19 protein-coding genes are annotated in these 20840 nt (G+C 43.8%); 11 read left to right on the top strand and 8 right to left on the bottom strand.

Annotated features, from left to right (window positions below; genetic code table 11):
* Positions 1 to 5 precede the first annotated feature (5 nt).
* Complete coding sequence (tsaD, locus tag G9X62_RS02645; RefSeq protein WP_223131264.1) at positions 6 to 1022, top strand: tRNA (adenosine(37)-N6)-threonylcarbamoyltransferase complex transferase subunit TsaD; 1017 nt, start codon at positions 6 to 8, stop codon at positions 1020 to 1022.
* A gap of 204 nt (positions 1023 to 1226) precedes the next feature.
* Here the strand turns inward: tsaD and G9X62_RS02640 are convergent, their stop codons facing one another.
* Genes G9X62_RS02640 through G9X62_RS02615 form a run of 6 tightly spaced genes read right to left on the bottom strand, consistent with a single transcriptional unit; the run spans position 1227 to position 7519 of the window.
* Positions 1227 to 1715 carry a hypothetical protein gene (locus G9X62_RS02640; RefSeq protein WP_223131263.1) on the bottom strand — a complete coding sequence of 163 codons (489 nt, stop codon included), beginning with the start codon at positions 1713 to 1715 and terminating at the stop codon, positions 1227 to 1229.
* Between the two features lie 9 nt (positions 1716 to 1724).
* Positions 1725 to 3005, bottom strand: a complete 1281-nt coding sequence (locus tag G9X62_RS02635; protein ID WP_223131262.1) for an adenylosuccinate synthase — start codon at positions 3003 to 3005, stop codon at positions 1725 to 1727.
* A 9-nt stretch (positions 3006 to 3014) separates the two neighbouring features.
* On the bottom strand, positions 3015 to 3500 hold the full coding sequence (locus tag G9X62_RS02630) for a Fur family transcriptional regulator (protein WP_130895069.1): 486 nt from the start codon (positions 3498 to 3500) through the stop codon (positions 3015 to 3017).
* A 47-nt stretch (positions 3501 to 3547) separates the two neighbouring features.
* Positions 3548 to 5800 (bottom strand): RelA/SpoT family protein, encoded by a 2253-nt coding sequence (locus G9X62_RS02625; RefSeq protein ID WP_223131261.1) that lies wholly within the window; start codon positions 5798 to 5800, stop codon positions 3548 to 3550.
* A gap of 1 nt (position 5801) precedes the next feature.
* Entirely contained in the window at positions 5802 to 6281 is a 480-nt protein-coding gene (gene ispF / locus G9X62_RS02620; RefSeq protein WP_223131260.1) for a 2-C-methyl-D-erythritol 2,4-cyclodiphosphate synthase, read from the bottom strand.
* Positions 6278 to 7519, bottom strand: a complete 1242-nt coding sequence (locus G9X62_RS02615) for a M16 family metallopeptidase (protein ID WP_223131259.1) — start codon at positions 7517 to 7519, stop codon at positions 6278 to 6280. The genes ispF and G9X62_RS02615 overlap by 4 nt, the downstream gene beginning before the upstream one ends.
* Before the next feature lie 82 nt (positions 7520 to 7601).
* Between G9X62_RS02615 and G9X62_RS02610 the strand changes: the two genes are divergently transcribed.
* Together G9X62_RS02610 and G9X62_RS02605 are read left to right on the top strand one after the other, a co-directional pair.
* Positions 7602 to 8714 (top strand): hypothetical protein, encoded by a 1113-nt coding sequence (locus G9X62_RS02610; protein ID WP_223131258.1) that lies wholly within the window; start codon positions 7602 to 7604, stop codon positions 8712 to 8714.
* Positions 8704 to 9405 (top strand): class I SAM-dependent methyltransferase, encoded by a 702-nt coding sequence (locus G9X62_RS02605; RefSeq protein WP_223131257.1) that lies wholly within the window; start codon positions 8704 to 8706, stop codon positions 9403 to 9405. Before G9X62_RS02610 ends, G9X62_RS02605 begins: the two co-directional genes overlap by 11 nt.
* Here G9X62_RS02605 and G9X62_RS02600 read toward each other — a convergent pair.
* Positions 9392 to 10318, bottom strand: a complete 927-nt coding sequence (locus tag G9X62_RS02600; protein WP_223131256.1) for an NAD-dependent epimerase/dehydratase family protein — start codon at positions 10316 to 10318, stop codon at positions 9392 to 9394. The two genes, G9X62_RS02605 and G9X62_RS02600, sit on opposite strands and share 14 nt — an antisense overlap.
* A gap of 71 nt (positions 10319 to 10389) precedes the next feature.
* Here G9X62_RS02600 and G9X62_RS02595 point away from each other — a divergent pair, with 71 nt between their 5' ends.
* The 8 genes from G9X62_RS02595 to G9X62_RS02560 all read left to right on the top strand — a co-directional run bounded on the left by G9X62_RS02595 (position 10390) and on the right by G9X62_RS02560 (position 20148).
* Positions 10390 to 11484: a glycosyltransferase gene (locus G9X62_RS02595; protein ID WP_223131255.1), complete on the top strand. Its 1095-nt coding sequence runs from the start codon at positions 10390 to 10392 to the stop codon at positions 11482 to 11484.
* A 49-nt stretch (positions 11485 to 11533) separates the two neighbouring features.
* The gene (locus G9X62_RS02590; protein ID WP_223131254.1) at positions 11534 to 13030 is read left to right on the top strand and encodes a lipopolysaccharide biosynthesis protein; all 1497 of its coding nucleotides are present in this window, start codon (positions 11534 to 11536) and stop codon (positions 13028 to 13030) included.
* Positions 13027 to 14232 (top strand): glycosyltransferase family 4 protein, encoded by a 1206-nt coding sequence (locus tag G9X62_RS02585; protein WP_223131253.1) that lies wholly within the window; start codon positions 13027 to 13029, stop codon positions 14230 to 14232. Before G9X62_RS02590 ends, G9X62_RS02585 begins: the two co-directional genes overlap by 4 nt.
* 166 nt (positions 14233 to 14398) lie before the next feature.
* Complete coding sequence (wecB, locus tag G9X62_RS02580; protein ID WP_223131252.1) at positions 14399 to 15496, top strand: non-hydrolyzing UDP-N-acetylglucosamine 2-epimerase; 1098 nt, start codon at positions 14399 to 14401, stop codon at positions 15494 to 15496.
* Positions 15496 to 16701 (top strand): glycosyltransferase, encoded by a 1206-nt coding sequence (locus tag G9X62_RS02575; protein ID WP_223131251.1) that lies wholly within the window; start codon positions 15496 to 15498, stop codon positions 16699 to 16701. Before wecB ends, G9X62_RS02575 begins: the two co-directional genes overlap by 1 nt.
* Positions 16688 to 17452: a glycosyltransferase family 2 protein gene (locus G9X62_RS02570; protein ID WP_223131250.1), complete on the top strand. Its 765-nt coding sequence runs from the start codon at positions 16688 to 16690 to the stop codon at positions 17450 to 17452. The genes G9X62_RS02575 and G9X62_RS02570 overlap by 14 nt, the downstream gene beginning before the upstream one ends.
* Positions 17453 to 17471: 19 nt before the next feature.
* Positions 17472 to 18242: a hypothetical protein gene (locus tag G9X62_RS02565; protein WP_223131249.1), complete on the top strand. Its 771-nt coding sequence runs from the start codon at positions 17472 to 17474 to the stop codon at positions 18240 to 18242.
* A gap of 1 nt (position 18243) precedes the next feature.
* A complete protein-coding gene (locus G9X62_RS02560) occupies positions 18244 to 20148 on the top strand; it encodes a TonB-dependent receptor (RefSeq protein WP_223131248.1) in 1905 nt (634 codons plus the stop codon).
* Here the strand turns inward: G9X62_RS02560 and G9X62_RS02555 are convergent.
* Entirely contained in the window at positions 20126 to 20833 is a 708-nt protein-coding gene (locus G9X62_RS02555) for a LytR/AlgR family response regulator transcription factor (RefSeq protein ID WP_261345537.1), read from the bottom strand. The two genes, G9X62_RS02560 and G9X62_RS02555, sit on opposite strands and share 23 nt — an antisense overlap.
* Positions 20834 to 20840 lie beyond the last annotated feature (7 nt).

Genomic DNA, 20840 nt, shown 5'->3' with positions numbered 1-20840 from the left:
TTTTTATGAAGCTACTGGCTATTGAATCTTCTTGCGATGAAACTTCGGCTGCTGTTATGGTGGACGGCGTTTTGAAGTCTAACATCATCTCGACACAACTCATCCACACGGAATGGGGTGGCGTCGTTCCCGAATTAGCCAGCAGAGCTCATCAAAAATCGATCATCCCTGTCGTGACAGAGGCCCTGCAAAAAGCAAATATAAACAAAAATGAACTGAATGCCATTGCCTTCACAAGGGGCCCTGGGCTTTTAGGAGCTTTATTAATCGGCACCTCATTTGCGAAGTCCTTGGCCTTGAGTCTGAACATCCCGTTAATCGAGGTGAATCATATGCAGGCGCACGTGTTGGCACATTTTATTGAAGATCCCAAGCCCTCTTTTCCCTTCCTTTGCCTGACCGTGAGTGGCGGACATACGCAATTGGTTTGGGTAAAATCGGCACTTGACATGGAGGTTATTGGCGAAACACAGGACGATGCCGTGGGCGAGGCTTTTGACAAAACAGCAAAACTGATTGGACTACCTTATCCAGGTGGTCCATTGATTGATAAGTTAGCCAAAGAAGGTAACCCGGACCGCTTCCCCTTCTCATTAGGTGAAATGCCCGGCCTCAACTTTAGCTTCTCCGGCATCAAAACAGCCATCCTGTACTTCCTCCAAAAAGAAGTCAAAAACAACCCCAACTTCATCGAAGAAAACAAAGCGGACATCTGCGCCTCCGTTCAAAAATCGCTTATCGATATGCTTCTTCGTAAAACGAAAAAGGCGATGAAAGAAATGAACTGCACCCAAATCGCCATCGCCGGTGGCGTCTCCGCTAATTCGGGTTTACGCACTCGACTACAAGAATTAGGTACCGAACTAGGTTGGGAAGTTTTCATTCCAGCCTTCAGCTATTGCACCGATAACGCGGGCATGATCGCCATGGCAGGACATTTTAAGGCAGAAGCAGGGGAATTTTGTGGTCAAGATGTGAGTCCGTTGGCGAGGTATGAGCTCGCGGCAAAGCCGCTCGTATAGTCGTCACTACGTGACTGAGTCATCGCTACGCGATTTAGTCAAAAAGTCATCGCTGTGCGATTTAGTCGCCTACGGCTGAGTCGCGACTTCGTCGCTTAGTCAAAGGGTCGCTTCTACTCAGCTTAGTCGTGACCAAGGCGCATCGCGCCGACTAAATCGCGAAGCGATGACTAAATCCGAAGGATGACTAGGACGCAGTCGTGACTACCCTTTCATTTCCTTCAGTGCATTCCAAAACGCCATCTTCAGCGTCTTCTCCGCATCTGTCAGCGACGAAATATAACGCGGGAAGAAATAGACTAATTTAGATTCAATCGTATCGATTTCGGTGGTAGGTAACTCCCCTTGCCAAACAGCCGGCTGTTGACCGATAAAAATATAGCGTTTTGCGCTCGTCTCTTTCAAGAATTCGGTGAAGCTTGGTTCTTCGTCCGTTGGAGTGTAGACAGACCAATCGGCGGGTCCTAACACTAATGGAGGAGCAGAGAAAATAAGTTTGAGACGGGAAAGTTCGGCTTCTGCGATTTGGCCTACTACGACCCAAGTAGTGGATACCTTCGGTTTTACTTCCGCTATGGTGTCAGCTACAACTTCAACAGCAGGAGATTCCGCTAGCTGTGCCTCCGACTTATCCTGCGGGACCCAGTAGATCTCGTCGAACTTGTATAAATCAGCTACTGAAATCCCCTCCATTTTGATGATTTATGCTAATGAACCTCTTAACACACATGCCTCGCGATCTGGACCTGTCGAGATGAAGTTAATAGGTAGGTTCAAGTGTTTTTCTAAGAATTTGATGTAATCCGCTAGCTCCACTGGCAATTCGTTGAAATCGCGCATGCCTTCTAAGCTGCAAGCCCAACCTTTTAAGGTTTCGTACACTGGCTTCACTTTGATATCGGTGATTTCGAAAGGGATTTGGTCTGTAATCGAACCGTCTGGCATTTCGTAAGCCGTACACACTTGAATCTCGTCAAAAATATTCAAGACATCCGCCTTCATCATAATTAATTGAGTTACCCCATTAATCATCATCGCGTATTTCAAAGCTGGCAAATCAATCCAACCACAACGGCGTGGACGACCTGTCGTAGAACCAAACTCACGACCTTCTACGCGCATACGCTCCCCTACTTCATCTTCTAATTCGGTTGGGAATGGACCAGAACCTACGCGAGTCGCGTATGCTTTGAAGATACCGAAAACCTCACCGATGTTTTTAGGCGCTACACCTAATCCCGTACAAGCACCTGCAGTGATCGTATTCGATGAAGTAACAAAAGGATATGATCCGAAGTCTACGTCCAATAAAGAACCTTGAGCACCTTCCGCTAGGATCGTTTTCCCTGCGTTGATGGCGTGGTTCACAGAATATTCTGAATCCACTAAGTGGAATTCTTTCATGAAAGCAACGGCTTCGAAGAATTCCTTCTCCGCTGCCGCTAAATCGTATTCGAATTTATATACGTCCAAAATCGCTTTGTGGCGATCGACTAATGCGTTGTATTTGGCAGAAAAATCAGGCGAAATCATATCCCCTACACGTAATCCCTGACGCGAGATTTTATCCGTGTAAGTAGGTCCAATTCCTTTCAATGTAGATCCGATTTTTGCCTCCCCTTTTGCCTTTTCGTATGCCGCATCCAATAAACGGTGCGTAGGCAAGATGATCGATGCCTTCTTCGAAATCTCTAAGTTCTTGCGCAAGTCTAAATTGAAATGTGCTAAACCGTCGATCTCTTTTTTGAAGATAATGGGATCCAAAACAACTCCGTTACCGATGATATTCTGAACTTCTTGGCGGAAAATTCCAGAGGGAATTTGATGCAAAACGTGCTTAAATCCGTCGAATTCTAAGGTGTGACCTGCGTTAGGTCCGCCTTGAAAACGCGCAACTACTTGATACTTGGGTGCGAGAACGTCTACGATCTTTCCTTTTCCCTCATCACCCCATTGTAAGCCTAATAATACATCAACTGCCATAATATTGTTTTATTCTTGATTTCTTGCTTGGTAATTTGCTCTGTGTTCACAATTCTTGTTCGTACAAGAACCGTAAAAAATAAGGGAATGGTGCATCACATTAAATTGCAGCATTTCGCCTACTAAACTTTGGATGGTTTGTACTCGAGGATCACAAAATTCTGTGACTTTGTGGCAATCGGTACATATTAAATGATCGTGTTGACGACGTCCATAAGACTTCTCAAATTGTGCCTGGTTGCGACCAAACTGGTGTTTCACCACTAAATCGCATTCCACTAACACATCAAGCGTATTGTAAACGGTAGCCCTGGAGACTTGGTATTTCTTGTTTTTCATGGAGATGTATAACTCCTCCACATCAAAGTGATCGTCCCGTAAATAGATCTCTTCCAGGATCGCAAAGCGCTCCGGAGTCTTCCGCAAACCCTTGTTTTCCAGGTAGGCAGTGAAGATCTTTTTTACTGAATCTAGTTTATCTAATTCTTGGGACATTTATGGAAAAAAAACGACGTAAAATAAGCAAAAATAACGGACAAAAACTAAGAAACTTTTCGCTCCACTTCAATTACGCCCGGAACTTGTTCCATTTCTGCGCTTAAGCTATCGAGGTGATCGGTGTCTTGTACCATAAGTGATATTTGACCCTCAAATAGTCCATCTTTCACCCCAATATTCAGACCCGTTATATTTACTTGAAGCTTCTCTGAAATCAAACGAGTCACATCATTTACAAGACCCACGCGGTCAATTCCTCGGATGATCAGATCCACGACGAATGACATCGCAATTTGAGAAGTCCATTGTGCCTTAATGACCCGATCTCCATGACGTGAAAGTAATTCTGGAGAGTTAGGGCAAGCCGCACGGTGAATTTTGATCCCCTCATTAATGGTCACAAAACCGAATACTTCATCACCAGAAATGGGGTTACAACATTTAGCTAAGGTATAATCCACCTTATCCATATCTTCACCAATCAGCAGCGTATCCGATTCCTTGCGCTCCTTGTGGTATTGCTGCATCTCCTTTCTAAAGGATTTGCTATCTACGATAGGCGCTTGAATCGATTTCTCAGCCTGCTTCCGCTCGTGTAATTCACGGTCCAGCTTCCAGTGCTTGAGCTGGTCGATGTTGATGTAAGTTTTGCCAAAACGATAAAACAAATCGTTCGCATCTTTGGCATTAAAATAAGCCCGCAACTGGTTCGTAATCTCCAGGGTTAACATCGGAAAGCCTAAATGCTTCAAGCGATGTTCAATTAAATCGCGCCCCTTGATGATATGTGATTTATTCTCTTCTTTAATAAAGTCCTTAATGCGTGCTTTAGCCTTGGTCGTAAACACGATGCGCAACCAGTCTTCCGATGGTTTTTGCTTCGAAGAGGTTAGGATTTCGATCTGATCTCCATTCTGTAATTTATGGGATAAGGGAACGAGTTTTCCGCCTACTTTGGCACCTATACAACGGGCACCTACCTCCGAGTGAATCTCGAAGGCGAAGTCCAAAGCCGTAGCTCCAGATTGCAAGACGATCAACTTCCCTTTCGGACTAAAGACAAAAACCTCCTCGTGGTAAAGCGAGTTCTTGATGTCCTCCACTAATTCCACCGCAGACTGACTCTTATCATTCGCCTCAATGGCCTCCCGCACCTGGGATAACCAAGATTCAAACGCCTCGCTTGTCCGCGTGTCCGTTCCTTTGTATTTAAAGTGAGCAGCTACCCCTTTCTCTGCAATCTCGTCCATGCGTTTCGAGCGAATCTGCACCTCCACCCATCGGCCCTCTCGATCTTGGGCAAATGGCATACTCATCACCGTCGTGTGAAGAGACTCGTAACCGTTCGATTTAGGCGTCGAAACCCAGTCCTTCAAGCGACTCGGATTAGGGCGGTAATGATCCGTCACTACGGAATACACTTCCCAACAGTCTGATTTTTCCCTATCAACGGGGACGTCTAAAACGACACGCACCGCAAAAAGATCATATATTTTCTCAAAAGGTGTGTTGCCTTTTTTGATTTTATTGTAAATGGAAAAGATGGATTTGGGGCGGCCTTTGATCGTATAATTTAATCCGCGCTCGTCTAAGGTTTTCTTAATCGGCTTAATGAAATTTTCCACGAAACCTTCTCTGCTTCGCTTATTTTCAGCTAATTTATCCGCGATTTCTTTGTAGGCAACCGGCTCCGTATGCTTTAAACCTAAGTCTTCTAATTCGGATTTAATCGCATTCAGACCTAAGCGGTGGGCTAGAGGCGCATATAAATAAATCGTCTCCGAAGCAATCTTCATCTGCTTCTCTTTCGCCATACTCGTCAGCGTCCGCATGTTATGCAGACGATCCGCGAGTTTGATCAAAATCACCCGAATATCATCCGATAGAGTCAATAGCATCTTCCGGAAATTTTCCGCTTGTTGCGAAGTTCCGTATTCGAAGGTGCCAGCGATTTTCGTCAGGCCATCGATGATCGAAGCGATTTTGGGATTGAATTGTTTTTCGATATCGGCCAAAGTCGTATCCGTATCCTCCACCACATCATGTAATAAAGCGGAAATAATCGACGTAGTTCCTAAACCAATTTCCTCTACACAGATTTGGGCGACAGCTAACGGATGGTAAATGTAAGGTTCGCCGGATTTGCGGCGCATTTCCTTATGTGCTTCCGCAGAAATCAAGAAGGCTTTCTTGATTTGCTTCGCGTCATCGTCCTTTAAAAAAGGCTTCGCAGTCCGCAATAATTTGCGGTAGCGTTTCAAAATCTCTAAACGTTCCTTTTCTAAATCTATCTGCATCTTAATCTTTCTGAATAAGGGCCACGGCCATCGCCGAGATTCCTTCTGCTCTTCCTACAAATCCTAATCCTTCGGAGGTGGTTGCTTTGACCGAAATTTGGTCCACATCCACTCCCATCACTAAGGCTAAATTATCTTTAATCGCTGGAATAATTGGATTAAGTTTCGGTTGATCTAAGATCACCGTCACATCTGCATTCGCTAATTCCCAGCCTGCCTCGCGGATCATCTCCATCACTTTTTTCAATAAAAGCGTCGAGGCAACTCCCTTCCACATCGGGTCTTTATCTGAAAAATGGTAGCCAATATTGCGCATATTCGCGGCGCCTAACAAGGCGTCGCACAATACGTGACAAACAACATCCGCATCTGAATGACCTAAAGGCCCTTTCTCTGATGGAATCTCCACACCACCCAGGATACAAGGACGTCCTTCTACCCAGCGATGCACATCGTACCCTTGTCCTACGCGAATTTTCATTTGGCTATTTTTTTATACTTTAAGGTATTCGATTTTCCTTGGATAAACAAGCGCTGAGCCCATTTTTCCAAATCCTGCGTCTGCACTTCCGCGATCTTTTCCGCCTCCGTATTGACTAAATTCGCGTCGCCCGCATTCGCGGCCATCGCTAAATTCATCGCCCGATTCAGCACTTCCACTTCCCCAAAAACCAAACTCGCCTCCGATTGGTTCTTCACCATCTGCAAGTCTTTTTCAGCGATTTTCGAAGTCGCAAAATCCTGTATCGCCTTTTCTAAGGCTACTTCAGCCTCCTCGATTGTCACATCATCACTCACCTGACCTTGGATAATTAAGAGGCCAGGATCGATCGAACTCGTCTGGTAAGTCCCAATCGTATCGAAAATACGCTGCTTTTGTACTAAATGTTCATATAAATAAGAAGACTCGCCTCTACCTAATAAGTCCGCCATCAAATCAATCGCGTGGTAACCGGGTTCATAGCGACCAACCACCGGATAAGCCTTGTACAAGCGATTCGCCGGTACATCTGCCACGATTTCCATGGCGCGGTTTTCGGTTTGTACTGGCTCTTGAGGCAGATTGCGCTGCGGTTTAACGCCAGCTGGAATGGGTGCGAACCATTTTTCGGCCAAAGCTTTCACCTCGGAGACTTTCACTCTTCCAGCGACAACAAGCACGGCATTAGAGGGCACGTAGTGCTTTTGGAAAAAAGCCTTCACATCACTCATCTGCGCCTCCTCGATGTGCTGAATACCAGCTCCAATCGTAGGCCAACGGTACGGATGCTTGTTGTATATTAAAGGTCTAAACTTCAACCATACATCCCCATAAGGCTGATTCAAATAACGTTGCTTGAATTCCTCTATTACCACTTTGCGCTGCGTTTCGAGGCTTTGCGTATTAAACGCTAATTGCTTCATCCGATCCGACTCGAGCCAAAAAGCGGTTTCGATGTTTTGGGCCGGAACAGATATATAGTAATTCGTTAAATCTGGGGTGGTAAAGGCATTGTTCTCGCCGCCTACTTTTTGCAAGGGCGTATCGAAGGAAGGAATGTTTTCAGATCCACCAAACATCAAATGCTCGAACAAATGCGCAAAACCCGTCAGGTTTTCGTCTTCATCCCGGGAACCTACATTGTAGATCACATCTACCACCGCCATCGTCGTGTCCGGATCTTCGTGCACAATGACTTTAAGGCCGTTAGCGAGGGTATATTCTTCGAATGAAATCATGTCTTAGGGTTTATAAACAAAAGTAAAAAAATCGACCCAAAAACCACAGAGCTTAACTAAATTTGCGGGGTAAACATTTCACATGATTCGGGCCCTTCTCCTATTTCTTCTTTTTCTTTCTTCAACACTTAAGGCCCAACTGCTTCAGGATCCTACGGCCAAAGCCCAGATTACCGCTGGCCTAACGAATTTATACCAATATGATTTCAAAGAATCGACAATCATTTTTAACAACCTAAAAGCCAAATACCCTCGTCATCCAGCCCCCTATTTATTGCTGGCGATGCAATGGGAACAGCAATACTTTCCGTTAAAAGATCACCCTGCTCAAGGAAAAAACTATTTAGCTCATCTTGAAAAAGCATTTGAATTAGGAAAAGAGATGGCTGACAGAGATGAAAATGATTTAGAAGCCTCTTTTTTTTGTACGGCTTCCCTTGGATTCCTGGCCGCCTATGAGGCTGATCAACACAACTTTATGCGTGTGGTCTCCTATGCTAAACAGGCCTATAGTTTTTTGAAAATAGGACTTAAGAATACCGACAAACAACCCGAATTCCTGTATTCCACTGGAATGTATAATTATTACAGCGTCGCCTACCCAGAATTACATCCTGTCCTAAAGCCGTTCATGTTTTTATTTCAAGAAGGCAACAAACGTCTCGGATTAACTCAACTGGAAGCTGGCACTCGAAAAACCACCTTTGTAAAGAACGAATGTTTGTTCTACATGGGTTATGTTCAGAATAAATACGAAGGGAATCCATTACGGGCTTTGGCCTATAACCAAATCCTCAGTGACAACTTCCCAAATAACCACTGGTATTTATTGCAGAGGGCAGAATTACTTACTTTAACCGGAAAATTCGAAGAAGCGGAACCCTTCATTGAAAAAATGGAAGCGCTAAAAACGCCCTATTATACTGGCGCTGCTTACACTTTACGTGGCATGCGGGAAGAAGTAGAACGAAAAGATTTGAACAAAGCAGAGTCTTGGTATCTAAAATCCATCGCCTTCCCTTTTGAAGAAAGATTGACAAAAGACATTCGCGGACTTGCCTATTTAGGTCTAACTCGCATTGCATACCGAGAAAAGAAGCCTCATTTATTTAGAAAATACCTTCGTATTTCTGAAGATTTTATTGAATACAAAAATTCATTAATCGAACAAAAACGACTATCCCATGGAAAGTAGAGAAGCTGGAATTGAACGCCTATATCCCAAAATCACGGGCCGCATGTCCGCGCGCTACTACTACCTCATCCAATTACGTAAGCAATTAGAGCGTGTAATTGCCTTGTATGTGCGCAATTCACCCCATCAATTGCTGGCAGATTATGGCTGCGGCAACAAACCCTACGAGCCACTTTTCACTCCTTTTGTGGAACAATATATCGGATTAGATTTAGCCTATAATACCAAAGCAGATGTGGTAGTGGACCCAGCTGGCATTATCGATATGCCAGGGGAAAGCGTCGGATTTGTTTTATCCACACAGGTATTAGAGCATGTGGAGGACCCCAAGGCCTATCTGAAAGAGGCGCATCGAATCTTAGAAAAAGAGGGAAAATTGATTTTATCCACTCACGGATACTGGATGTTCCACCCGGATCCGACAGATTTTTGGCGTTGGACTTCGACAGGCTTGAAAAAGATTGTGACCGAAGCGGGATTCGAAGTGGTTTATTTCGAAGGAATATTAGGGCGCTCAGCGATGGGATTGCAATTATTCCAAGATGGTTTGTTGTTCAAATTGCCTAAGCCGCTACGCTTCTTATTGTCCTTAATTCTGCAGCCTTTGATCATCTTTTTCGATAAGATCATCACCGCAAAATCGCGCAACGAAGATGCCTGCACTTTTGTGCTCGTGGCTAAGAAAGTCTAGCTTTTTCGTATTCGATGGTAGCTTCTAAGGCTTGATCGAAGGAGGTGATTTTCCAGTTCATTTTCGCCGCTAATTTCGATGTATCTAAGCAGATTCTCTGCACATCCGTCAACTTTGCGTCTTTGTATTCGACTACGAATGCGGGCAGTTTCACTTGAATGCGCTTTATTATCTCGTTCAAGCTAAGCGATTCGCCAGAACCCACATTGATCGTTTCGTTTTTTACACCAGCTTTGATCAAACCATCGATGGCCTGACCGATGTCAGCAGCGTAGATATAATCTTTGGCCTGCGACCCATCTCCCCAAACTGTCATCACTTCTCCTTTCAGCGCCTTGCGAACGGCAATATTAATTACGCCTTGTTTAGGCGAACGGTGAAATTCCCCGAATGGATTAGACAAGCGTAAAATCAAGTAATCAATCTGGTATAATTTCGCATACAATTCGATGTAATGCTCCACCGCTAGCTTGATAATTCCGTAAGATGAAATAGGCTTGCAGGGGTAATCTTCTTTTACTTTTTCTACCGTCACATTCCCGTAAACCGCACCTCCTGTAGACAAATAAAGCAATTTAGACACCCGATGCTTCTTCATCACCTCCATCAATCCAATGGTAGGCAACAAGTTAGACTCGATGTCTTGGCGTATGTTTTCGGAGGATATCGCAGGTATAATGGAAGAGGCGAAATGGAATACACGATCAAAATGGTGGGAACTAAATAAGTCGTCCAAAGCTTGTGCATCCGCATAATCGCCCTCAACGAACGTCACGAATGAAGGAAATTCAACTCCAGCCGGTTTTTCATGTGCGAAAACTACAACTTCACTTTCTGCACCGTGTTGCTGCAAATAAGCCAACCAATTCAAGCCCAAAAAACCACTTCCTCCAACGACTAAATTTTTCTCCATGACGCGTATTTGCTGTAAAAATAGCCGAAAAATTTAGCTAATTTCGGTTTTGCATTAAAAATCAGCCCTGAATGCGTTTAATCATTGCCCGCTCTAATTTCTTTTCGTACTCCGAGACCTTTATCGAAGAGCAGATTAATCAATTAGAACCCATTCACGTTCTATACGAGGGCTGGCAACCGAGCCGATTAAAGGCGGTCGGATCTATCTATCCTTTTCCCTTTTCTTTACTTGCTGTTAGAGGTGTTTTAAGGCGTGCGGTGCCCGCTCTCTATCAAAAGATTTATACTCATTACCTTAGACGCTTTTTACGCGTCCATAAAGTAGACGCCTTCTTAGCGAATTACGGTCCGTTGGGGACGAATATCTACGAAGCTTGTTTGGCAGAAGGTATTCCTTATTCCGTCGTCTTTTTAGGCTTCGATGCAGCAGAGAAAAAGACTTTAGCGACTTATGGTGCCCGTTATGCACTCAGTTTACCTAAGGCGAAAGCCATCATTTGTGTGGCCGAGTCCATGCGAGCGAATTTGGAAGAAATCGCGGGTCCTTTACCTAATTTACATGTCATTCCTTGTGGAGTTGATACCTCGAGATTTACTCCAGGCATGACCAAAGACGGATTCAACGTCATTTCAGTAGCCCGTTTTGCAGAAAAAAAAGGATCCTTGAAAAGCATTCAAGCCTTTGAAATGTTGTTGCGCGATTTCCCCAATGCTCAATTACGGATGGTGGGCGATGGACCTCTTTGGGAAGAAGCGAAAGCGTATGTTTCTACGCACGGTCTTTCTGATCATATTCATTTCTTAGGGGCAATGGGTCAATCGGATTACTTGCCTTTATTGCAGGAATCGAACGTATTCATTCAACATTCGGTCTTAACACCAAGTGGAGATTCCGAGGGAACTCCAGTGGCCATTTTAGAAGCTTCGGCTTGCGGATTAGCCATTTGTTCTACGAGACACGCCGGTATTCCAGACGCGGTCATCGAGGGGAAAACAGGATTGTTGGTGGATGAACACGATGTGGAAGGGATGGCTTCTGCTTTAAAGGAGTTAGCTTCTGATATTGCGTTGACGCGTGCCTTTGGTGTCGCTGCACGCAAACACATGGAGGAGGCTTATGACGTGGTAAAGCTATCCGCGAAAATCAAAGGTCTTCTCGTATAAAGAATGCCCCGCAAAATCGTATTTTTGTAAATTACATTCAAAACAAGGCATGGGGATCGTCATTCGACAAAGTTTAAAGGGTTCAATCGTTACCTATTTAGGTACGGCGATTGGGACTTTTAACGTGATCTTCCTCTACAATAAGTTTCTTTCGCAGGAGCAGGTGGGCTTAATTGCCGGGGCTTTGGTCAGCATTCCCCTTATTTTTGCCTCTTTTACGCAGCTAGGAATTCCACATATCGCGGTGCGTTTTTTTCCGCATTTCGATGATCCGGCGAATGGCCATAAGGGTTTCTTTACTTTTTTATTAATTGCTCCTTTATTTGGCCTTAGCCTATTTACATTAGGGTATCTAGCCTTAAAACCGCTTTTTTTTGAGGCTTATGGCACAAATTCACCCTTATTACCCCAGTATTTCTATTACATTATTCCGCTGACGGCCAGTTACCTCTATATGAGTGTGCTGGAAGCCTATGCACGTGTTCATTTACGTATTGTGGTACCGGCGATAATCCGAGAATTGTATTTGCGGGTTTCGAATGGGGTTTTAGTGATTGCGTTTGCCATGGGTTATTTGACATTCAATCAGTTAATTTTAGCGATTACGCTTTCTTATGTGGTGGCGGTTGCGGGTTTATTAGCCTACATTAAGCAGCTGAAACGCTTTTATACGAAGGTCGATTTTTCGTTTTTACGCACCCCCGTTTTCAAGGAAATGCTATCGTATGGCGGCTGGGTGATATTAGCGGGGGCGAGTTTTACGCTCATTCAGCACATCGAAAAGATCATGTTGCCAGCCTATATGGGCGGTTTGAGTACGACGGCGATTTTTGACATTAATTCCCGGATGGCGATTATGATTTCGATCCCTCGTAATGTGATTGCGGCGATTGCGGCACCTATTTTAGCGCAGGCTTGGAACCGAAATGACCGCGAAAACATTCAGGACATTTACCAAAAATCGTCCTTGAATCTCCTCCTCATCGGCTGCGTTTTATTCCTGTTGATCTGGTGTAATTTGGACTTCATCTATACCATTATTCCTCGCCACGAAATCTATGAGGCAGGACGCTGGGTAGTTCTAATGGTGGGCTTAAGCAAGATCATCGATATGGGAACGGGCCTGAATTCAGAGGTATTGATTAACTCCAAATACTACCGCTACGACCTCATTTTCTACATCATTCTCGCGGTGGGTTTAGTCGTTGGTAATTTAATTCTGATTCCTATTTATTCTTATAATGGGGCAGCCTTAGCATCACTATTGGCTTTGGCGGGCTATAATGTTTTGAAATTTGGCTTTATCTGGTGGAAACTAGACTTGCAACCGTTTGATGTTAGATCCCTGGGAATTCTGATCGTTAGTGTGTTAATCTACCTTTTTGTTTCCCAAATCCCGGTCATCGAAGGCAGCCCTTTGATTGCTTGGCTACTAAATGTAGGAATTCGAAGTGCCGCGATAGGTGGATTATTTATCCTAGCTGTCACGAAATTTAAGCTATCTCCTGACATCAGCGAGCTAGTTACTAATTGGTTTAAGAAATGAAAATAATGTCCCTGGCCGGTGGCCTGCCTCACTATTATAACCTAGTCCTAAACAAATTGCAACGCGATTATGGGGTGGAGGTTTGCGTGGTGGTGCCCACAGAAAAAGGGGCTACACTGGGCGCTGGGGTGTATACATCGGACAAAGGCATCGAATTCAAGGTCTTCCGTCGCGAGGAATACACGACCTATTATGGAAAGAAGTTTTTCCGCGGGTTGGAGGAATTGATATTGGCAGAAAAACCAGACGTCTTAATGGTCAACTGGCCCTACCAGGCCTCTTTCGTCTTTTATCCGGGCTGGTACCGTTTCCTGCGCAAGCACAAAGTGGCGCTTATTTCCAAAGAAATCCCCTTCCAAGTTCCCCATTATAACAATGCCATCTCCTATTATTTACAAGGTGGTGGGGTAACCGAAAACAACCAAGCGCACCAGTCGAATCCCTCTCTTTTGGCCCGATTAAAATTCTTCATCGTGCGCGAAACAAGAAAGCGTTTCTCTAATCTGGTAGACGCCCACATTAATTATTTAGATGAGGCCGTTGCTTTACACGGAAGCTATGGCGTTCCGGCGGAGAAGGTATTTATCACGGCGAATTCCCCAGACACCGATGCGCTATTAGCCACGGCTAACGAACTAAAAGACGTTGCCGCTAATTCATTCCGACTCTTGCATATCGGACGACTGGTCAAATGGAAGCAGGTCGATTTATTGATCGAAGCGGCCATTGCATTACGAGCGAAATACCCGCAGACCGAATTAAGTATTGTAGGTGACGGGCCGGAGATGGAAGCTTTAAAAGCGCAGGCTTCAGGACACGATTTCATCCAGTTTCACGGAGGTATTTATGACCCCAAAGAACTAGGCAAAATCACCTGCGAATCGGGCATCTATGTTTTAGCTGGCATGGGCGGATTGTCCATTAACGAGGCGATGTGTTTCTCCAAACCCGTCATATGTTCCGTGGCAGATGGTACCGAAAAACGATTAGTACGGGAAGGATATAATGGACATTACTTTGAATCGGGTTCTTTGGAAAGTTTGCAAGAGGTAATTGAAAAGCTATTTTCAAATCCAGCGATGATTACGAAGATGGGCCAGCGCTCGAGAGAGATTATTGAGAAAGAGATTAACATACATTCAGTGCTGGGGAATTATATGGAGGCGTTTAGGGGTGCGATGTCGCGAAGCGACGAGCGCTAGTCGTCACTGCGTGACTTAGTCGCCTGCGGCTTAGTCGCGACTTCGTCGCTTAGTCCGAAGGCAGAGCAGAGATTATAGAGTATAGATAATAGAGAACAATATCTCTACTCTTTACTCTCTTATCTCTAATCTAAACTTTGTAAATTAGATTTTATAAATAGAAATAATGAAAGTAATTCAAGTCGTAGGCGCTCGCCCTAATTTCATGAAAGTGGCACCGTTACATCGTGCGATCCAAAAGTTAACCGGATGGACATCGAAGATCGTTCATACGGGTCAGCATTTTGACGCGAAAATGAGTGATGTATTTTTTACGCAACTGGAATTACCGACACCTGATTTCTTCCTAGGAATTGGTGGTGGAAGCCACACGGAAGTGACGGCGAAGATTATGGTAGCCTTTGAGAAAATCGTAGCAGCTGAAAAACCAGACTTGATTATTGTGGTGGGGGATGTTACATCGACTTTGGCCTGTACCCTAGTTGCCATCAAAATGGGGATAAAAGTGGCTCACGTTGAGGCAGGGTTACGCAGCTTTGATCGCACCATGCCAGAAGAATTAAATCGTATCTTAACGGATAGTGTGGCAGATTATTTGTTTGTGACAGAGGAAAGCGGATTGCAACACTTGAAAAATGAAGGTGTAGCAGATGAGCGTGTTTTCTTCTCTGGCAATGTGATGATTGACTCGCTGGTGCGCTACCAAGAGAAAGCGAAAACAACAACCATCTTAGAGGACCTTGGAGTCTCTAAAGGCGATTATATCGTCATGACCATGCACCGCCCAGCGAATGTGGACACAAAAGAGGGGCTTGAATCCATTCTAGAATTAATCGAATTAAGCAGTAAGGATACGAAAATCATCTTCCCTATCCACCCGAGAACGCGGGCGCACATGGAGAAATTTGGCTTAGCGGAGCGATTAGATCGGGCACAAAACTTGATTATGACCGAACCTTTGGGCTATTTAGAATTCATTCAATTGATGTCAAATGCGACCGCGATCTTAACGGATTCAGGCGGAATTCAAGAGGAAACGACCTATTTAGAAGTCCCTTGTTTAACCTTCCGTGATTCGACGGAACGTCCAATCACGGTGACTTTAGGTACGAATCAATTATTATCTGATTTAGATCCGAAGAAAACCTATGCTGCCTTGCAAGAGATATTGGCGGGCAAGGTAAAGAAAGGAAGTATTCCTCCGCTTTGGGATGGTAAGGCAGCCGAAAGAATCGCGGCACAACTAGCTGAAATTTTTGCTTAATGTCTTTTAAAAAGCTACATATCGTCCTCCTCTCCTACCACGACAGCAATGGCGGGGCTGGGATTGCGGCGGGCAGATTAAAAGTGGCTTTGGAAAAAGAGGGGCATCGAGTGGACTTTATCGTCAGAGAAAAAGGGAATACATCCAATGCCTTAAAATTCGGCAATGGTCTGATTTCTTGGTTGAAATTCATTGCAGAGCGCTTGTTCTTTTTGCGTTTCGAGAAAGACAAATCAATTCGATTCTTATTTAACCCTGGTGTGTTTGGGAGTGATATTTCGAAACATCCGCTGATTCAACAAGCAGATATCGTGCATTTGCATTGGGTGAATTTTGGTTTTTTATCTGTTAGCGATATCGCGTCGTTGACTCGATTGAACAAACCTGTTTTCTGGACCTTGCACGATATGTGGGCCTTTACAGGTGGTTGTCATCACAGCAGTGCATGCGAACATTTTCAGCAGAGCTGTGGGGATTGCAAATTCTTAATAAATCCGAATCCAAATGATCTTTCGCATAGAATGTGGGAGGCGAAGAAAACAGGGTTTGCTTCGAAAAACCTGCACATTATAACCTGTAGTGATTGGCTAGGAAATAGGGCGAAACAAAGTAGCATTTTGGGAGGTCACTCTATTAAAACAATCCCGAACGCGATTGATACGGAATTCTTTTCGCCAAACGCTACTGGATTAGGATTAGATCCGAACAAGAAATATGTTCTTTTCGTTGCCATGCGTGTTAATGCACCGGCTAAAGGGTTTCATCTATTGAAAGAGGCCTTACCGTATTTGGATTCTTCTACCACTGAACTTCTAATTGTGGGTGGAGAGATGGCGGAAGAATTACCTTTGAAAGCGCATAATTTCGGGCAGGTTTCAGACCCAGCTCGAATGCGCGATATTTATGCCGCTGCAGATGTGTTTGTCACGCCTTCTTTGGAAGAAAATCTACCCAATACGATCATGGAAGCCATGGCTTGTGGCACGGCCTGCGTCGGATTCGAAGTGGGGGGAATTCCAGAAATGATTGAACATGAAGTGACGGGGTATGTCGCTCAGGCATTTGACCCAAAAGAGTTGGCAAAAGGAATAAACTGGTGCCTAGAATCTACTTCCTCAGGATTGAAATCCAGAGAACGCGCCTTACAATTATACAATCAAACCACCGTTGCCCAGCAACACCTCGCCTATTATGCCCAAGCTTAGTATCATCACCATCACCTACCAGGCTGAGGCCTACATCGAACGCACATTTAAAAGTGTATTCGAACAAGGCTGTGCGGAGGAAATCGAGTATATCGTGGTGGATGGGGCGTCGAAAGACCGGACATTGGCTATAATTGAGGCTAATAAAAGTCATATTCAATCATTCATTTCTGAAAAAGACCAAGGGATTTACGATGCAATGAATAAAGGATTAAATAGGGCCAAAGGTGAATATGTCCTTTTTTTAAATGCCGGGGACACATTTGCTTCTTCAACTACCTTAAAAAGCATCCTACTAGAACTAGCCGGGAATCCCGATGTGCTCTATGGAGAAGCCGTTTTCGTGAATAATGAGGGACAGTCTTTGGGTCTTCGCAGCGAGGTGACGCCTCATCGTTTGCCTGCACATTTAAGCTGGAGAAATTTCAAGAATGGCATGTTAGTTTGTCATCAGGCTTTCATTGCCAAACGCAGTATTGCTCCCTTATTTAATCTGGAATATCGATTAAGTTCTGACATCGATTGGGAGATTCATGTTTTGAAAAAAAGTCATTTTGTTCTGAAATCCGAAGCGCCTATTTGCAACTACTTGATGGGCGGGGCATCGGTCCAAAATCTTAAAAGATCTTGGAAGGAAAGATACCAAGTGTTAAAATCACATTTTGGCTTTTTACCAAATTTAATCAACCACTTGGTAATCATAGCCAGAGGATTGATTTTTGCCTTTAAAAAACAGGGTAAGTATTGGTAAATCAGCTATATTTGTTTCTATGAGATTTCGTATAATCCTCCTATTTCTAGCGATTACCTTTGTCAGTTTTGGCCAAAAATTCCGATTTAATTCGGGTGTAGGAACTTCCCTCATTTCGTGGCACGAACAACAAATGACTTTGGATTTCGCCGCAGAAATCTCTTTCCAAAACCCGGAAAAAAATCGCAAAACATTCATCGCCTTAAAAACGATGGGAAATCTCACAGGAACAGCGATCGATAGACAAACCTATACGTTCATTGAACCTCCGATGAACAATTTCAATCAACCAATTCAACCTAACGAAGTATTGCAGGCTAGCTACCGAGGTGGAGAAGCGGAAGCCGGATTGATGTGGAACACGAATAAACGCAAAAAAAACGTTCATCTAACACCCTTATTGAGTTTTTACAGTCGATCATTAGCTAGAAAAATCAGCTCCCTAAGGTCTGAATATATCGAGGAAGAAAAATACTCTCTACACGGGATAAGTGGAGGAATGGGACTAGTTATCCCAGGAAAAACGACCTTCCAAATTCAAGCTCAAGTATTTGAACCTTTATATGAGGAAGTAACCTTATATGGCCGATATGTTGGTGTTCCATTTCAATCCTTAGTGTCTGATAAACATTTAAATTTCAAGGCTAAAATTCAGGTAGTTAAAGGTAAATTCGGCTGGACTTTGAATCTAGAAACACTCAATTTAGGTGGGGCAGAAAATCCCAAGTCAAAGTCAATTAAGGCATCGCAAGCCATAATTCCTTCTACTTTACTCACTTATTTCTTCTAAGATGAAGAAATTACTACTCCTCCTTTTTTACTATACAGCTTTTGCAAAAACGGATTCCACTAAAGTATTAGAGGAAGTAAAGGTCTATGTATTTGAACAAAAACGCAGTGCACTTACTACCCCAGATGCCTTTGTTCGCAGTGCAGATCTTCAGCGTTACAGCTCAACACAATTTGTAACCACGCTTAATTCAATGGCAGGTATTCGGATGGAAGAAAGATCTCCAGGCAGTTACCGAATTGCCATAAGAGGTAGCTCACTTAGAGCACCATTTGGCGTTCGAAATACCAAAGTCTACTGGAATCAGATACCTTTCACAGATGCCGGAAATAACACCTATATCTCATTATTAGAACCCGCATTGTTTTCTTCCTTAACGGTCACTAAGGGACCAGCTGCTGGAATTTATGGGGCGGGAACGGGGGGAGCTTTACTATTTGAAAGTGTGGCACGGGGTCATTCATTGAATACTGAGACGGTTTACCATTCCTTGGGCGGATTAAATACGACTATCGATTTATCTGCCGAAAATCACCGACTTTTTGCCTCCTTTAATCAACAGGAGGGATATCGTGCTCAATCTGCCGTAAAAAAACAATGGATTTCGTACGAATTCCACCACCGATTCACGAATGATTTGAATGTTGACTTGAGTGCCTATTATGTAGATTTAGCTTATCAAACCCCAGGAGGCTTAACTAAGGCTCAATTCCTGGCTGATCCAAAGCAAGCAAGACCTGCGGCAGGCCTTTTCAGAAGCGCGCAACAACAAGAGGCGACGTTTAAAATTAAAAGTTTTGGTTTAAATGCGCGGGCTTCACAGGTGTTGAATAACGTATGGGCTTGGGATTTAAGCCAGGCTGTACAAGTGAATGATGTAGAAAATCCGACTATCAGAAACTATGAAATTCGACATGAACCTAATTATTCCACACGGGGGGTACTGCATAGAAAGGGAGTAATCAACAGCGATCTGGGATTTGAATACCAAAATGGACAGATGAATAGCTCCACCTACGGGAATTATTATGGGGTTCAAGGGAACTTGACACTCACCCAAAACACGCATGTCCAGCAAGGAAGCCTCTTCTTACAAAATGAATATGCGGGTTTAGCAAATTGGATTTTTACCCTTTCCGGCAGTTTAAGTAGTTATTGGACGGAGTACCTAGGTAATGAGGCCATCTTCTCGCCACGCCTAGCTATTTTGCGCAAACTAGGCAAGCATCAGAGTATTGTCGCCAAAGTAGCACATGGCTATTCTCCTCCCAGCATTAGTGAATTAAGACCATCATACGGAGAAATTAATCGAGATTTGAAAGCTGAAAATGGCTGGAACCACGAGCTTACTTATCGCGGAAAGTACGCGAAATTCAATTGGGATCTGAGCATTTATCAATTCAACTTAGACGAAACCATTGTTGTTCGCAGAGCTATTGATGGATCAGACTATTTCACGAATGCAGGATCAACAACTCAGCAAGGTTTGGAATTGAGTGCCTCCTGGCTAATTACTCCTAGGCTAACTCTTGAACAATCACATACTTGGCAAAACTTCCGATTTGCCAATGGAAATTTCTTGACTGGAACAACACCCTATCAGCAAGCAAGTACGCTTCTTTGGAAACATCCTTCCGGATTGAGTATCATGCAAAACTTCCAATTCGTGGATTACCAATTCTTAAATGATGCTAATACGGAGCAAATGGGCTCCTACCGCCTTTGGAATACAAAAATAAGTTATGCAAAAAAACGCTGGACACTCTGGGCTGCCGTAGATAATCTAGGTGATGAGCACTATTCCTCAGGTCCAGATCTAAACGCCGCTGGTGGTCGCTTTTACAATCCTTCACCAGGCAGAAACTTTCACATCGGGTTACAGCTTAACTTAGCCTACTTGCGTTAAGTCGTTCCATTAATTCTCCTACATGTGAATCACTCACTGCAATTTCGTAGTTCCCTATTTTAATGCGCTGCTGCTTGATCGATTCGATCTTCTGAAGATTTACAATAAATGATTTATGAACCCGCATAAAACCGTGCGGCATGACTTTGGCCTCGACACTTTTCATCGTCTGCTTAGTCAAAATGGGATATTTCTCTCCTTCCACGTAGATCTTTACGTAATCTTTTAATCCTTCTATATGAGTTACAGTAGGTACTGAAATACGAACTAACGAATACTCCACATTAACGAAAAAGAAATCGGCTAAAGGTTCCTTTTCTACTACATTTTTACCCACAAAAATATGATACGCCTTATTCGCACTCAACACGAAACGATCTAAACTAACCGGCTTCATTAAGTAATCTACAGCATCGAGATTATAACTCTCCACTGCATAATTTGCATAGGCCGTCACAAAAATCACGAGAGGTTTTATAGCCAAAGAAGACAAGAACGACGTACCTAACAAGCCAGGCATTTGAATATCTAAGAAAAGTAAATCAACCTGCTCCTTTTTCAGCACCTCCATCGCCTCGAACGCATTCGAACAAGAACCCACTAGATTCAAAAAAGGAATTTGCTTCACATTTTCCTCCAGTAATTTACGGCCCATCACTTCGTCGTCCACGACAATGCAGTTCATTTTTACC

The organism is Aquirufa lenticrescens (genome assembly GCF_019916085.1).
Taxonomy (GTDB): domain Bacteria; phylum Bacteroidota; class Bacteroidia; order Cytophagales; family Spirosomataceae; genus Aquirufa; species Aquirufa lenticrescens.
This window is presented reverse-complemented; position numbering and strand designations above follow the sequence as displayed.